This is a genomic window from Streptomyces sp. NPDC101194 (genome assembly GCF_044767885.1).
Classification (GTDB): domain Bacteria; phylum Actinomycetota; class Actinomycetes; order Streptomycetales; family Streptomycetaceae; genus Streptomyces.
Genome location: NZ_JBIWOS010000005.1, coordinates 26,826 through 41,036 on the forward strand (window position 1 = coordinate 26,826; position 14,211 = coordinate 41,036).

Annotated in this window: 11 protein-coding genes; 6 read left to right on the top strand and 5 right to left on the bottom strand. The window is 70.1% G+C overall.

Features of this window, described 5'->3' with window-relative positions; translation table 11 throughout:
- Nucleotides 1-119 precede the first annotated feature (119 nt).
- Entirely contained in the window at nt 120-2,420 is a 2,301-nt protein-coding gene (locus ACIRP2_RS20060; RefSeq protein ID WP_404252024.1) for an FAD-dependent oxidoreductase, read from the bottom strand.
- Nucleotides 2,421-2,855: 435 nt separating this feature from the next.
- Here ACIRP2_RS20060 and ACIRP2_RS20065 point away from each other — a divergent pair, with 435 nt between their 5' ends.
- The 4 genes from ACIRP2_RS20065 (at nt 2,856) to ACIRP2_RS20080 (ending at nt 7,600) form a co-directional block, all read left to right on the top strand.
- Nucleotides 2,856-3,785, top strand: coding sequence for a carbohydrate ABC transporter permease (locus ACIRP2_RS20065; RefSeq protein ID WP_404252026.1), 930 nt, complete (start codon nt 2,856-2,858; stop codon nt 3,783-3,785).
- Nucleotides 3,782-4,702 (top strand): carbohydrate ABC transporter permease, encoded by a 921-nt coding sequence (locus ACIRP2_RS20070; RefSeq protein ID WP_404252028.1) that lies wholly within the window; start codon nt 3,782-3,784, stop codon nt 4,700-4,702. Before ACIRP2_RS20065 ends, ACIRP2_RS20070 begins: the two co-directional genes overlap by 4 nt.
- Nucleotides 4,703-4,771: 69 nt before the next feature.
- Complete coding sequence (locus tag ACIRP2_RS20075) at nt 4,772-6,073, top strand: extracellular solute-binding protein (protein WP_404252030.1); 1,302 nt, start codon at nt 4,772-4,774, stop codon at nt 6,071-6,073.
- 225 nt (nt 6,074-6,298) lie between these two features.
- Entirely contained in the window at nt 6,299-7,600 is a 1,302-nt protein-coding gene (locus tag ACIRP2_RS20080) for a BNR-4 repeat-containing protein (RefSeq protein WP_404252032.1), read from the top strand.
- A gap of 221 nt (nt 7,601-7,821) precedes the next feature.
- Here the strand turns inward: ACIRP2_RS20080 and ACIRP2_RS20085 are convergent, their stop codons facing one another.
- From ACIRP2_RS20085 to ACIRP2_RS20100, 4 genes are all read right to left on the bottom strand, one after another.
- The gene (locus tag ACIRP2_RS20085) at nt 7,822-8,823 is read right to left on the bottom strand and encodes an XdhC family protein (protein ID WP_404252033.1); all 1,002 of its coding nucleotides are present in this window, start codon (nt 8,821-8,823) and stop codon (nt 7,822-7,824) included.
- Between the two features lie 72 nt (nt 8,824-8,895).
- The gene (locus tag ACIRP2_RS20090) at nt 8,896-11,052 is read right to left on the bottom strand and encodes a xanthine dehydrogenase family protein molybdopterin-binding subunit (RefSeq protein WP_404252034.1); all 2,157 of its coding nucleotides are present in this window, start codon (nt 11,050-11,052) and stop codon (nt 8,896-8,898) included.
- 39 nt (nt 11,053-11,091) lie between these two features.
- Nucleotides 11,092-12,078 (bottom strand): FAD binding domain-containing protein, encoded by a 987-nt coding sequence (locus tag ACIRP2_RS20095; RefSeq protein ID WP_404252036.1) that lies wholly within the window; start codon nt 12,076-12,078, stop codon nt 11,092-11,094.
- Nucleotides 12,075-12,617, bottom strand: coding sequence for a (2Fe-2S)-binding protein (locus ACIRP2_RS20100; protein WP_404252038.1), 543 nt, complete (start codon nt 12,615-12,617; stop codon nt 12,075-12,077). The genes ACIRP2_RS20095 and ACIRP2_RS20100 overlap by 4 nt, the downstream gene beginning before the upstream one ends.
- A 190-nt stretch (nt 12,618-12,807) precedes the next feature.
- Here ACIRP2_RS20100 and ACIRP2_RS20105 point away from each other — a divergent pair, with 190 nt between their 5' ends.
- Nucleotides 12,808-13,692, top strand: a complete 885-nt coding sequence (locus ACIRP2_RS20105) for an AraC family transcriptional regulator N-terminal domain-containing protein (RefSeq protein WP_404252040.1) — start codon at nt 12,808-12,810, stop codon at nt 13,690-13,692.
- A gap of 51 nt (nt 13,693-13,743) precedes the next feature.
- Nucleotides 13,744-14,202 (top strand): SDR family oxidoreductase, encoded by a 459-nt coding sequence (locus ACIRP2_RS20110; protein WP_404252042.1) that lies wholly within the window; start codon nt 13,744-13,746, stop codon nt 14,200-14,202.
- The last annotated feature ends 9 nt before the right edge of the window (nt 14,203-14,211 follow it).

Consider the following 14,211-nt stretch of genomic DNA (forward strand, 5'->3'; position numbering starts at 1 on the left):
GGGGGTTTTACTCCCCCCCCGGCTCGGCGCACCCCCACGCCGGCGCCGCCCCCCCCCCCCGGGGGGGGGGGGGGGGGGGGCGCCCCCCCCCCCCCCCCCCCGGCCCCTTCGCCGCGTGGCTATGCGCCGTACGCCTTGAACGCGATCACATGCGCGTGCCGTGCCCCGTGCGTCGCGTCCACCACGAGCCGCAGCGCGTCGGTGCGCACGGGCCCGCCGTCCGCGCCGTTCAGCTCGTGCACGCGGTGGCGGCGGCGGTTGCCCGTCACCGTCAGCAGTGTGCGCCAGGTGCCGTCGGGCTCGCGGCTCTGGACGCGGTAGTCGCGGACCAGTTCCGGCATGACCTCGAACGGGGTGCGGTGGCGGTGCAGGTTGTTGAGGTACTCGTCGACGTCGTCGTCGAACACCAGGCGCGTTTCGCTGAGCTGCTGCTCCTCGTCCCAGTCGAGGCGCAGCCACTGCGCGGCCCGGTCCGGGTCGGGCAGCAGCTCGGACGACCACATCTGCGGGCCCCCGTAGGCGCGCTGGAACCCCCCGACGGCCCGCTCGGGGAGGAACGCGGCAGTGTCCGGGGTAGCACGGAAGCCGAAGGTCCGGCGGCGCAGGCCCCGGGCCTGCCATTCCAGGACCAGCTGGCCGTCCTCCTCCGGGATGTCGTGGTCGACGGCCGCGTCTCCCTCGACCCTGCTGCGCAGGGCGAGGACGCCGTCGGTGCGCTCGGGGACGAGGACGAGCGCAGCACCCGGGCAGGCGCGCACGATCAGGACGACGTTCCGAGGGGTGTCCGGGTGGTGGTCGAGGCGGGCCGCGACCCAGTGGGGGCCGGCGGCCGGAACGGTCACCGTGGTGGTGAGCAGGTGGTCGACGGGGACCGCGTTCTCGGGCCGGCCGGTGCTCCACAGTTCCACGGTGAGTTCGCTCGGCCCCTCGCCCGGGGCGCCGTGGACGAGCAGGTCGACCGTGTCGAGCGCGGGGTCCACCGGCAGCAGCAGCGCGAGGTCACGGGTGAGCGGGTACGGCTCGCCGGGCGCGGCCTCCGTGGGCTCGGCGGCCAGGCGGCTCAGGTGCGAGGAGGCGCTGACGCGGGCCGTGCGCGCCAGGTTGTCGGGGTCGTCGTCGGCGAGGCCGATGACCGAGGCGTCCTGCCGCAGCAGGGCGCGGCGCACCAGTTCGGGGCGCTTGGCGGCGAGTTCGCGCGGCCCGATGCCCTCGGCGACGCACAGCGCGGCGGCCGTGCCCGCGGCCTCGCCGAGCGTGGCGCAGGTGGCCATGACGCGGGTGGCGCCGAAGGCGATGTGGGTGGCGGAGATGTTGCGCCCGGCGAACAGGAGGTTCGTGACGTTCGCCGAGTACAGGGAGCGCAGGGGGATGTGGAAGATGCCGTCCGCGTAGCGCTGGCGGGCGCCGGGCTCGTCGGCGTACATGCCCTGCACCGGGTGGAGGTCGACGGACCAGCCGCCGAATGCGACGCGGTCGTCGAACTGCCGCTGCTCCAGGATGTCCTGCTGGGTCAGCATGTGGTCGCCGAGGAAGCGGCGGTACTCCCGCTTGCCGGGGAGGCTGCCGACCCACTCCAGCGTCAGGTTCTCGGCGTCCGGGAACTCGCCGGAGTTCTTGATGTGGTCCCAGATACCCATGATCACGGACTGGAGTTCGTCGCGGATGCGCTCGTTGTCGTGGACGGTGTCGAGCTCGCCGCCCCACTCGATCCACCAGTAGTCGCAGCCGTTGTCGCCGGTGCGCAGCACGCGGTTGCGCAGGATGGGCGTGGTGGTGAGGTCCCGGGCGGAGGCGGGCGGTACGAACTTCACCGGCCGGCCCGTGTCCTTGGTGTGGAACAGGATCGTCGATCCGAGCAGCGCCTCGTCCTGCTCCTCGGGCGCCCAGGGTTCACCGAACTCCGACCGGGACTCGCGGCCTATGCGGTAGCGGGCGCCGGCGAGGTGGCCGAGCAGGCCGTCGCCGGTGCAGTCGAGGAACTGCTTCGCGTGGAAGGTGATGCGCCGCTCGGAGCCCATCATCCAGCCGGTGCAGGAGTGCACCTCGCGTGCGTCGTCAGGGCCGCTCGCGTCGGCCTCCCGTACGTCGGTGTTGAGGTACAGGTCGATGCCGGGCTCGGCACGGACGGCGTCGAGGACCACCTGGTCCCAGTAGTAGGGGTTGCCCTCGGGGTTGCGGTACTGGTTCTCGGTGTACAGCTCGCCCATGATGCCGGTCTCGCGGGCCCAGCGGTGCACGCCGTGGGCGGTGGCGCCGCAGACCCAGACGCGTATCTCGCTGCTGGCGTTCCCGCCCAGCACGGGCCGGTTGTTGACCAGGGCGACGCGTCGGCCGAGCCGGGCCGCGGCAATGGCCGCACAGGTCCCCGCCAGGCCACCGCCGATGACGGCGATGTCGTAATGGACCTCTTCTTCCCGCACGGTGCGGCCTCCTTGGTGTGAAGCTCGGATACTCTCCGCCGCAGCGGAGCCGCCATGAACGTACATCACATCCATATTGTGCAACCACTGTTCATCCAGTGGGATGTGTTGTAAATTTCCGGCGCAGCCTGACGACACCGCCGCCGTGGGCCGACGGCCGAGTCCGGCCTGCTCGGCGATGTCGCCGGCCCTGCGCAGAACCGGCGATTCACCGACCAAAAGGGTTGACGCCGTCGCACGATATGGAGAACGATCCCGCATGCTGCAACTTGCGTTCAATGGAGCATGCATGGCATTCACACAGGGCTTCGGTCGAAGCAGGGGACGGGGCGGCTCACCGCTCACACCCGGCCGCGTCGCATCCGCCCATCGGCGCACGACGCCCCGTGCCACGCCCCGCACCAACGCTCCCGCCCCGTTCGAGAGGACACACCCATGAGTACGGCCGCACCTCCACAGAAGGCCGCTCCACGCCGTGAGCGGTCCGGCGGACGGCTCTCCAACGGCGCGTTCGCACTGCTGCTGACCGCACCGGGGCTCGCCCTGTTCGCGACGATCATCATCTACCCGCTGGTGTCGGCGCTGTTCACCGGCTTCTTCAAGCAGGATCTGCGGCTTCCGGGCCGGGAGTTCGTCGGCCTGGACAACTTCGCCTACTGGCTGGACGGCGAATTCCTCACGATCCTCAAGCAGACGGTCGTCTTCACCGTCGGTGCGACGCTCGTCCCCTTCGTGATCGGCTTCGCGCTCGCGCTCGCACTGAACTCGGGTCTGAAGGGAAGCGGCTTCCTGCGCGGCCTGTTCCTGTTCCCGTGGGTGATCCCCGGCGTGGTGGTCTCCTTCCTGTGGATGTGGATCTTCAACGCGAACTACGGCGTCCTGAACGGCATCCTCATGAAGGCCGGAATCATCGAGGAGTCCATCTCCTGGCTCGGCCAGCCCGGCACCGCCATGCTCGCCGTCATCGTCACCAAGACCTGGGCGAGCTTCCCCTGGATGATGGTGATGCTCCTGGCCGGTCTGCAGACGGTGCCCAAGGAACTGCACGAGGCGGCCTCGATGGACGGGGCGGGCTCGATCCGGCGCTTCTTCGCCGTCACCTGGCCGCAGGTCCGCGGCGTCGCCTCGATCGTGCTGCTCCTGGAGTTCATCTGGAACTTCCAGCACTTCGACACCATCTACGTGCTCACCGGCGGCGGACCGGCCGGCACCACCGAGACCTTCGCGACCGCCGTGTACCAGACCGCCTTCAAGGGCTTCGACATCGGCCGGGCGACCGCGCTGGGCGGCCTGTGGATGCTGCTCCTGCTCGTCCTCGTCGCCGTCTACCTCAGGATCACCGAGCGGAAGGGCGACGCCCGATGACCTCCACGACCTCCACCCCCCTGACCGGCACGGACCGACCGGCACCGTCCGTCACATCCGCCGGACGCACCGCGCGGCGCAGGATGCGCAAGGACCTGCTGCGCTCTCGGATCGCCGCCTGGACCGCGGTCCTGGTGATCGGGGCCTTCGGCATGCTGCCGGTCTACTGGCTGCTGGCCACGGCCCTGAGCAGCCCCGAGCAGACCTTCCAGTTCCCGCCGAAGCTCGTACCCACCGACATCACCTTCAGCAACTTCACGGCGCTGGCCGAGAACGACCAGCTGATCCAGTACCTGGTCAACTCCCTCATCGTCGCCTCGATCACCGCCGTGCTGAGCGTGGTCGTCGCCACGTACATGGGCTACTCGTTCTCCAAGTTCCGCTACCGCGGGCGGCGCTCGCTGATGCACCTGGTGCTGGCGTCCCAGATGTTCCCGCAGGCGCTCCTGCTGGTGACGCTGTACGCCGTGTTCTCCAGCTTCGGCCTGCTGAACACGTACACCGCCCTGGTGCTGTCCTTCACCACATTCACGATGCCGCTGTGTGTCTGGATGCTGAAGGGCATCTTCGACACCATCCCGGACGCGCTGCTGGAGGCGGCATCCATCGACGGCGCGTCCCGATGGCGGACGCTGCACTCCATCGTGGCGCCGCTGGCCGCGCCCGGAATGATCGCCGCCGGCCTGTTCGCCTTTGTCCGCGGCTGGAACGACTTCATCTTCGCGGTGACACTGGCCGACAAGGAGAAGCAGACCCTTCCGCCCGGCCTCGTCTCCACCTACATCGGCGAGTTCCAGGCCGCCTGGCCCGAGCTGATGGCCGCCTCGCTGGTGGTGTCCGTCCCGGTGGTCGTCGCGTTCATGTTCCTGCAGCGCTACCTCGTCGGCGGCATGACCGCCGGCTCGGTCAAGAGCTGAGCCCGCGGGCTCCGTCCGCACCCTCCACCACGCACGTCCTCCCTTCCGCCCACTCCCCCAGGAGACACCATGACCACCTCTGGTATCAGCCGGCGCGGCGCGCTGCGCATGTTCGGCATCGGCGCACTCGGCGCTGCCGGCGTCGGCGTGCTGGGCGCCTGCGCACCGTCCGGCGCCGGCACCTCCTCCAACGGAGGCGACACGAAGTCCAAGAACTTCGACTTCACCTCCTGGTCGCTCAACGAGGAGGCCGCCAAGCCCGCGATCGAGAAGATCATCGCGGCGTGGGAGAAGGCCGAGAACTCCAAGATCCGCGCGGTCTCGTACCCGTACAACGAGTACCTGAGCCAGCTCACCCTCAAGCTCGGCGGCGGCGAGACGACCGGCGCGGTGCACCTCGACATCGCCTGGCTCGCCGCGGTCGCACAGATGGGCAAGCTCGCCGACCTCGGTTCCGTGGCCCTGAAGGGCGGCTACACGGACGTGGCGCTGGACAGCGGCGTGTACGACGGCAAGCAGTACGGCCTGCCGTGGAACACCGGCTCGATCGGTGTGATCGCCAACTCCAAGCTCCTGGAGAAGGCCGGCATCAAGAAGCACCCCACCACCGTCGAGGAGTTCGAGGACGCGCTGCGGGAGCTGAAGGGGCTCGGCGGCGGCATCGTGCCCTACGCCGCGGCCACCAAGGTCGCGCAGCTCAAGGACATCTTCCCGTGGATGCAGACCTTCGGCTGCACGCTCATGGAGGACGACAAGGTGACCATCGGCGACGACGCCTCCGTCGACGCGGTCACCTGGTACAAGAAGCTGCACGACGCGAAGCTGATAGCCGCGGACGTGGACCGCTTCGACGCACGCGCTCTGTTCGGGCAGGGCAAAGCCGCGTTCTACGACGACGCCGTCATCGGCAAGGGCGTGACCGCGGCCCAGTCCAAGGACAAGACACTGGCCGACGCGATGCAACCGATGCAGCGCCCGGTGCTGCGCTCCGGCGACACACCGCAGGCGCTGCTGTGGGGCGGCGTGATCGCGGTCGTCAAGGGCAAGGGACAGGAGGCCGCCACACAGTTCGCGCTGCACGCCACCTCCGACCGCGCCACCGTCACCGAGTACTTCGCCTCCCGCGCCCTCCCGCCGTCCACCACCGCCGGCCTGTCCGACCCGAAGGTCGCGAAGGACACCTTCACCACCGAGTGGACGGACAAGATCACCAAGACGGCGACCGGCAGCCCGTTCTGGCAGTTCGCACAGAACGCCCAGATCGAGGAGGCCGTGGCCAAGCAGGTCCAGGCCGTCCTGGTCGGCAAGTCGAAGCCGAAGGACGCGATGAAGAAGGCCGGTGAGGAGATCACCGCCCTCATCAAGCGCTGAGCCCGCACGCGGCAGCTCCAGGGTCCGGTGAAGGCCGTTTGGTCTTCACCGGACCCTTCGTCATGCCGCACACGCCTTCCCTAAGACGTATCTCAAATCCGCATTGTGCAAGCTCTATTCATGATCCGGGATCTGTTGTAAGTTTCCGGCGCAGCGCAGGGGGTGGACCCGGCCCGCGAGGCCGCTCCCGTCCGCCTCACCATCACGCCCGCGAAGGAGTTCACCTTGCGACGTCCCACAGCACTCGCCCACGCCGCCTCGGCCGCGGCCCTGGCCGCCCTGCTCGCACCCGTCCCGGCCGCCCAGGCCGACAGCGCGGGCCGCACGGCAGCCGCGACGGCGGTGATCGAGAAGGTCCCCTACGCGATGGACTCGTCGAACCAGGCCGCCTGGTGGACGCCTGTCGCCACGTACAAGGGCCGCGGCCAGTACACCTACTTCGCCTTCAACGAGCCCGGCGCGACGGCCGCCACGCACCGCCCGGCCATCGCGCGGCGCGACCCGGACGGGGTCTGGAGCCGTCTGCCGCTGCTCGACAAGAGCGGGCAGCAGGCCGAGTTCCCCGACGACAACGGGCACAACCAGCCGTCCGTCGCGCGCGACGGCAGCGGCCGTCTGCACGTGTTCGCCTCCATGCACGCCGACGCCTGGCGCTACTTCCGCACCGAAGCCCCCGGCGGGGACGTCACGGACCACGCGGCCGAACTGCCCGACCAGGGCGTGGGCATCACCTACCCGGTCGTGACCACCGCACCCAACGGCGATCTGTACCTGGCCGCCCGCGTCGGCGCCGGCGCCGACCAGCGTCCCGGCAAGCTGTACCGCTGGGACAACGCCGCCGCACGCTGGAGCACGGTCGCCACCTTCGCCGGCGCGCTGAACCGCTCCGTGTACCCCGACGACCTGATGGTGGACGCCGCCGGGCGCGTGCACCTCCTGTACGAATGGGCCAAGGCCCCGGCGACCGGCTTCCGGCATCAGCTCTCCTACCTGCGCTACGACCCGGCGACCGGTGCCTTCACGAGCAGCGCGGGCACGGCCGTCACCACGCCGGTCACGCCCGGCACGTCCGACGTGATCCAGGACCTCACCGCAGGTGAGGAGTGGAGCATCGACAACGCCTACACGGGACCGGCGGTGCAGAGCGCCAAACTCACCCTCGACGGCTCCACCCCGAAGATCGCCTACCGCTACCGCTCGGCCGACGGCAGCGGCAACTTCCGCGTGTACTACGCGTATCCGAGCAGCGGCGGCTGGGCCCGCCAGACCGTGTACGCCGGCGGCCAGACCGCCGCGGCCCTCGGCCTCACCTGGGACGAGACCGACGCCAAGCGGGTCTACTACGTGACCGGCTCAGGCACCGACCGTGTCTTCGCCGCGACCGAGTCGGGCGGCACATGGACCTCGCAACCCGCCGCGCCGGGCGTCAGCGCGGACCGGCTCGCAGTACGGCGCGACTCGGACGGGAACGACGTACTGTACCTACCGGACACCGCGCACAACACGCTCTACTACGCACGCCGCTGACACCCCGCACCACCAGCACTCCCGACAACGGGGCAACGGGGCACACCCGGTGCCGACGGTCGCACGTCCGGGGCGGCAGGCAAATCGCCGGCTCGCAGAAGGTCCCGCACCCGGCAGCAGCGGATTTCCTTTCCCACGCACATGGCCTTCATCCGGAGGAAAAGGTAGGGCCCATACGGCCCGGACTCCGCACACTGGCACCGCCCAGGTCCCTTCGCTTCCTACGACTTGATCGGCTGGGGGTGCGCTGCGGCCCTGGTGGCCCGGACGGGCAGGCTGCCGTCGCGCAGGCGGCGGCCGCCGCGTCCATTCTCCACCGCGACGAGTTCGCCGAGGATGGACAGGGCGCTCTCGGCGAGGGACGCCCCGCCGAGATCGAGGCCTGCCGGGCCGACCAGGCGGTCCAGCCCGGGGGTGTCGGTCAGGCGCCGCAGACGTTGCGCGTGGGTGGCGCGGCTGCCGAGCGCGGCGACGTATCCGGCCGGGCCTGCCAGAGCCGCGCGCAGGGCGCGATCGTCGATGCGCGGGTCGTGGCTGAGCACGACGACGGCGTCGCGTGCGGCGAGCGGGTGGCGGGCGATCCAGTCGTCGGGCCAGGAACGGACCACGTCGGCGGTGGTGCCGGTGAACGCTCCGGAGGCGACGTGCCCCGGCCGTGGGTCGAGGACGACGACCTTGCGGTGCAGGGTCGTGGCCAGGGTGGCGAGGACTGCGGCAAGATCTGTGGCGCCGATCAGCAACAGCCGTGGTCGGCGGGTCAGTTCCTCGGTGAACGCGTCTCCCATGTCGGGCAGTTGGTCGGTCGTGGCTGCTGTCGACCAGCGCTGGGGCGGTCGCAGACCGACCCGCACCGCGAGCGGGCGGTCCTCGGCCAGGGCTGTGCTGATGGCGGAGCGGGCCGGCTCGGGTGGTGCGGGCGTGATGAGGACCCGAAGCTCGCCCGCGCAGGCCGGGGCGTCTTCCCAGGGCAGCAGGTCCTCCCCCGGGTCGACGGCGGTCATGTGGGGCGGGTCGCCTGCCAGGACGGCACGGGCCCTGTCCAGGACGATGCCCTCGACACAGCCGCCCGACAGCGAACCGCGCCATGTGCCGTCGTCGGCGACGGCCATGGTGGCCCCCAGCGGTCGTGATCCGGGACCGTCCCGGCCCACCAGTCGGGCCAGCACGACGGGCCGACCTGCCTGGTGGTGGGTTTCGACGAAGGGCCAGACTTCGCTCAGCACGTGTGTCTCCCGGTCAGGTGCCGGGCCCGGGCCGAGACGGCCGCGTTCGGGCTGCCGGCCGGTGTGGGCGGCTCACGATCCGGGCCGTTCTTCGAGTACGCGGTCGAGGCGGATGGGCAGGGCTCGCCGGCGGAGGCCGGTGGCGTGCCAGACGGCGTTGGCGATCGCGGCCGCGGTGCCCACGGTGCCGATCTCACCGACGCCCTTGACCCCTGCCGGAATGTCGGGTTCGAAGTCGGGTACGAAGTCGGCTTCGATGTCGGGTACGTCGGCGTGCGCGGCGATGTGGTAGCCGGCGAGGTCCGTGTTGATGTGGCGTCCTGTGACCGCATCGCGCACGCCTTCTTCGTGCAGGGCCATCGACAGCCCCATGATCATGCCGCCGACGAGCTGGCTGCGCGCGAGCAGTGGGTTGATCACACGGCCCACGGCGAACATCCCCAGAAGCCGGCGTACCCGTACTTCGCCCGTCGCCGGATCCACGGTCGCCTCACAGAACACGGCGCTGTAGGCGTGCCGTTCCATGAGGGGCAGCTTGCCGAGCGCCTCGGTGGTCTCGTACGAGGCCGTCAGGGGCAGTGCGGTGCCGTCCAGTTGGGAACGGAGCCTGGCCGCGGCCTCGGTGATCGCCCACGTCCAGGACGCGGTCCCCCGGGATCCGCTGGCGCCCCACGCGGGGCCGAGGTCGCTGTCGGCGATGAGCAGACGTACCCGTTCGGAGGGGACGCGCAGAGTTTCCGCCGCCACCGCGGTCAGCGCGGTGCGCGTGCCCTGGCCGATGTCGCTGGCGCCGACGGCCACGGTGAAGGTCCCGTCGGTCTCGGCGGTGATCGATGCCGAGGAGGGCAGCGCCCCCGCGGCGAAGGACGTGGCCGCCAGCCCGGTGCCGACGAGGAGATGTCCTTCCCTGCGCATGCGCGGCCGGTGGTCGCGGGTGGCCCAGCTGAACCGGCGGGCGCCCTCCGTGAGGCATGCGACGAGGTTGCGGCGGCTGAAGGGCAGGCCGGTGACAGGGCCGACGGCGGGTTCGTTGCGCAGCCGGAGTTCGAGGGGGTCCATGCCCAGGCGCTCGGCGACCTCGTCCATGGCGGATTCGAGGGCGAACGAGCCCGGGGTGGTGCCGGGCCCGCGCACCGAGTACGGCGGCAGGATGTCGATCGGAACAGCGGTGCGCCGGGTACGGATCGCCCGTGCCGCGTAGAGCGTGTTGGTGAGTTCGGTGCAGTTCTCGAGGTAGTCCGCGAGCTTGGAGATCTCGAAGGCCGCCGCGTGGTCGATGGCCCGCAGCCGGCCGTCGGGGTCCGCCCCGATCCGTACGCGCTGGTCGGTCGCCGGGCGCATCGAGACGATCTGAAACACCTGGGTGCGGGTCAGGGTGACGCGTACCGGCAGGTCGAACATCTTCGTCGCCATCACCGCGAGGACCAACTGAGGTCCGCACGTACCCGACTTGGATCCGAAGCCGCCGCCGACGTGGAGGGACCGGACGCGCACCTCCTTCGGGTCCAGGCGGAAGAGCGTGGCCACGGTCATGGCGACCAGGAAGGGTGCCTGGTTGGAGTCGACGATCTGCAGGCGCTCGCCGTCCCACCAGGCGGTCGCGGAGTGCGGCTCCACGGCGGCGCCGTGTTCCTCGGGCGTGACGTAGCGCTCGTCGACGACCACCGCGCTCGCGGCGAGTTCCGCGTCCACGTCGCCGACGGTGGCGTCCTCTCCGAAGTGCGGTGTGGCCGGGCGGGCGGCGGGGTGGCCGGGCGAGAAGTCGACGTCGTGCGGTTCCTCGTCGTACGTGACCCGTAGTGCCATGGCAGCCGACCGGGCCTGCTCCGCCGTCCTTGCCACCACCAGGGCGATCGGCCGGCCGGAGTGCGGGATCTCCTCGCTCTGCAGCAGGTGCATGCCGCCGTCGGGGCCGAAGAACGATCCCGCTTCCGGGTTGAGCCGGGGCGCGTTTCGGTGGTCGATCACACCCAGGACGCCGGGCATGGCCAGCGCGGCGGTGGTGTCGAGTTCGCGGATGCGTCCGCGGGTCACCGTGGAGGTGACGACCCAGCCGTGCGCCAGGTCGCTCATCGGCTCGTCCGCGGCGTAGCGCACCGCGCCGGTGACCTTGGCCGGTCCCTCCACCCGGGGCCGTGATGTGCCGACGGGCCCCGGCGGTGGTTCGTTCGTGTCGGCCGGCGGGACGGCAGGTGTCGGGGCGAGGCTGGTCGAGGAAGTGTCGTCCATGTGGTGATCTCCTTCAGGACCTGTGACGGGAGCGGTTCGTCACTCGGCCCGGTGGGCGAGCTCGGTCAGGACGGCCACGACGAGGTTGCGGGCCAGCGTGACCTTGTACGCGTTGTCGCGCAGCGGACGCGCGGCGGCCAGTTCCGCGTCGGCGGCGGCTCGGAAACGGTCGGAGGTGGCGGGGGCGTCCCTCAGGGCGGTCTCGGCGGCGTGGGCACGCCAGGGCCGGGAGGCGACGCCGCCGAGCGCGATCCGCGCACCTTGCACGACACCCTCGTGGACGTCCAGCGCGGCTGCGACAGACACGTTGGCGAAGGCGTAGGAGGCGCGTTCGCGGACCTTGCGATAGCGCGATCGCGGGCTCGCCGCGCCGGCCGGCAGGGTGATGGCGGTGATCAGGGCGCCGCGGGGCAGCGCCGTTTCCCGCTGCGGACTCTCACCGACCGGCAGGTAGAACTCGGACAGCGGGATCTCGTGGGCCCCGTCCAGGGTCTCGTAGTGCACTCGGGCGTCGAACGCAGCCAGTGCCACGGTCATGTCCGAGGGATGGGTGGCCACGCAGAGCTCGGACCGGTCGAGGATCGCGTGGTTGTGGTGCTCTCCGTTGATCGCGGCGCAGCCGCTGCCGGGGCCGCGCTTGTTGCACGGCTGGGAGAGGTCTGCGAAGTACCCGCACCGGGTGCGCTGCAGGAGGTTGCCGCCGACCGTCGCCATGTTGCGCAGTTGTCCCGACGCGCCTGCCAGCACTGCCTGGCTGAGGGCCGGGTACCGGCGGCGCACCTCGGGGTGGGCCGCAAGGTCGCTGTTGGTCGTCGTCGCACCGACGATGAGGCCTCCGTCGGGTGTCTCGCGGATGCCGTCCAGCGGCAGGTGACGCACGTCCACGAGTCGCGTGGGCATCTCGATGCCGTCCTTCATCAGGTCGACGAGATTGGTTCCGCCGCCCAGAAAACGGGCGCCGTCGTCGGCGACCAGGGCAAGCGCGTCACGTACGTGTGCGGGCCGCTGGTAGGTGAACTCCTTCATCCCGTCGCCTCCGTCCGGGACGCTGTCTCCAACACGGCACGGACGATGGACGGGTATGCGCCGCAGCGGCACAGGTTGCCGCTCAGGCGCTCGCGTACCTCCGCGGCGTCCAGCTCCGGTGCCGGTCCCCCGGGTGACACGTCGGCGGTGACCGCGCTGGGCCAGCCTGCCGCGTGCTCGGCCAGCATCCCGGCCGCGGAGCAGAGCTGCCCGGGTGTGCAGTACCCGCACTGGAATCCGTCGAGCTGGACGAACGTCTGCTGCAGCGGGTGCAGTTCACCGTCGGAGGCCAGCCCCTCGACCGTCGTGACGTCCGAGCCGTCACCGGCGACCGCCAGCGTCAGGCAGGACACCACGCGCCGGCCGTCCAGCAGCACCGTGCACGCGCCGCACTGCCCGCGGTCGCAGCCCTTTTTCGGTCCTGTGTGACCAATGTCTTCACGGAGCGCGTCGAGCAATGTCCTGCGGTTGTCGACCTTCAGACGATGCGTCTGTCCATTGACGCGGAGAAGAATTTCGCTGTGGGTTCCGTCTGTCATTTCGCTCCTCCTTCCTCAACTCAACGGGCCGGCGAATTATGAACCGTGGGGGATGACTGAGATTCAATCAGGTCGCCTGCGCAACTTCTTTGCCCGATAGTCGCGAAGCCTTGCACAATGCTCTCGGCCGTCTCGCAGGGGCAGCAAGGAATGTTGGACCTGTCCCCGTCTTCGGTGTATCAATCGGTGCATGCTGCTGGATGAGCTCCGAACCCTGTTGGCGCGTCATGTCCGAGCCGACGCGACGACTGCCATCGAGGGCGTACTGATAGGCCGTGAGGAGTCGCCGGCCTCTCATGCGGTCATGAGCGGAACGGTCATGGCGCTGATCGCCCAAGGCACCAAACGTCTCGCTCTGGGCGAGTACGTGCACGAGTACGGACCCGGCCAGTACCTGGTCGCATCGGTGGACCTGCCCGTCTCCGGTCACTTCGTCGGGGCCACGGCGGACCGGCCGGCCCTGGGGCTCGGCCTGCTCCTGCAGCCTTCGGAGATCGCCGAGATGATGCTGCAGGCCGCATCCGGCAGTTTCCCGGCGAACGGCAGCGCACCCCCGGCCATCGCCGTCAGCACCGCGTCCGACGAACTCCTCGACGCCGCCGTGCGCCTGGTGCGCCTGCTCGAACGGCCACGGGACAGGGACATGCTCGCCCCCCTGGTCAAACGCGAGATCCTGTGGCGCCTGATCACGAGCGAGCAGGGGGCGACGGTCCGCCAGATCGGTCTCGCCGACAGCAAGCTCTCGCACATCGCCAGAGCTGTGCACTGGATCAGGGAGAACTACAAACAGCCGTTCCGGGTGGACGACGTGGCCGAGCTGATCGGAATGAGCACTTCCGCGTTCTACCGGAATTTCCAGGCGGTCACCGGAATGAGTCCGATCCAGTTCCAGAAGCAGATCAGGCTCCATCAGGCTCGCCTTCTTCTAGCGGCACATCCGAAAGACATCGCGTACATCGGATATCGCGTGGGATACGACAGTCCGTCCCAGTTCAGCCGAGAGTACCGGCGCCTCTTTGGCGCGCCGCCCAGTCAGGACGTGATGCGATTCGCGGCCGCCGACGCAGTGAACTGACCGGCTCGCACACGCGGCCTGCGAGCGGAATACACAAGGGCGGGAGGCAGGTTGCGGTGCACGGTCCTGCTGGTGACGGCCCGGTTCGGCCTGGGTGAACTGCCCGGTGACCGACCGTACTTCCTGACGCAGCGGCCGCTGCCCCTGATGGCGGACGGCGGCGCCATCGTCAACACCAGCAGCAACTCAGCGGCAGCCCTGAAGCCCGGCTACTCGGCCTACGCGTCGATGAAGGGCGGCCTGAATGTGCTGACCCGCTACATGGCCAAGGAGTTCAGCACGCGAGGCATTCGCGTCAACGCTGTCTCACCGGGATCGACCCGCACCCGGATCGCCGACGACGCCTTCACCCGGTTCCCCGAGGTCGTCCCGGCCCTCGCCGCCAGAACCGCGCTCGGCCGCGTGGGCGAACCCGGCGACATCGGCGCGGTGATCGCCACGCTGGTCTCCGACGAGAGCCGCTGGGTCACCGCTCAGAACATTGACGTATCGGGTGGCTACAACCTCTAGTTGATCGAA

Coding starts and splice junctions, on each gene's coding strand:
- ACIRP2_RS20090 (WP_404252034.1), bottom strand. CDS start 11,052: ATGGACGACACTTCCTCGACCAGCCTCGCCCCGACACCTGCCGTCCCG.
- ACIRP2_RS20095 (WP_404252036.1), bottom strand. CDS start 12,078: ATGAAGGAGTTCACCTACCAGCGGCCCGCACACGTACGTGACGCGCTT.
- ACIRP2_RS20105 (WP_404252040.1), top strand. CDS start 12,808: ATGCTGCTGGATGAGCTCCGAACCCTGTTGGCGCGTCATGTCCGAGCC.
- ACIRP2_RS20100 (WP_404252038.1), bottom strand. CDS start 12,617: ATGACAGACGGAACCCACAGCGAAATTCTTCTCCGCGTCAATGGACAG.
- ACIRP2_RS20075 (WP_404252030.1), top strand. CDS start 4,772: ATGACCACCTCTGGTATCAGCCGGCGCGGCGCGCTGCGCATGTTCGGC.
- ACIRP2_RS20065 (WP_404252026.1), top strand. CDS start 2,856: ATGAGTACGGCCGCACCTCCACAGAAGGCCGCTCCACGCCGTGAGCGG.
- ACIRP2_RS20070 (WP_404252028.1), top strand. CDS start 3,782: ATGACCTCCACGACCTCCACCCCCCTGACCGGCACGGACCGACCGGCA.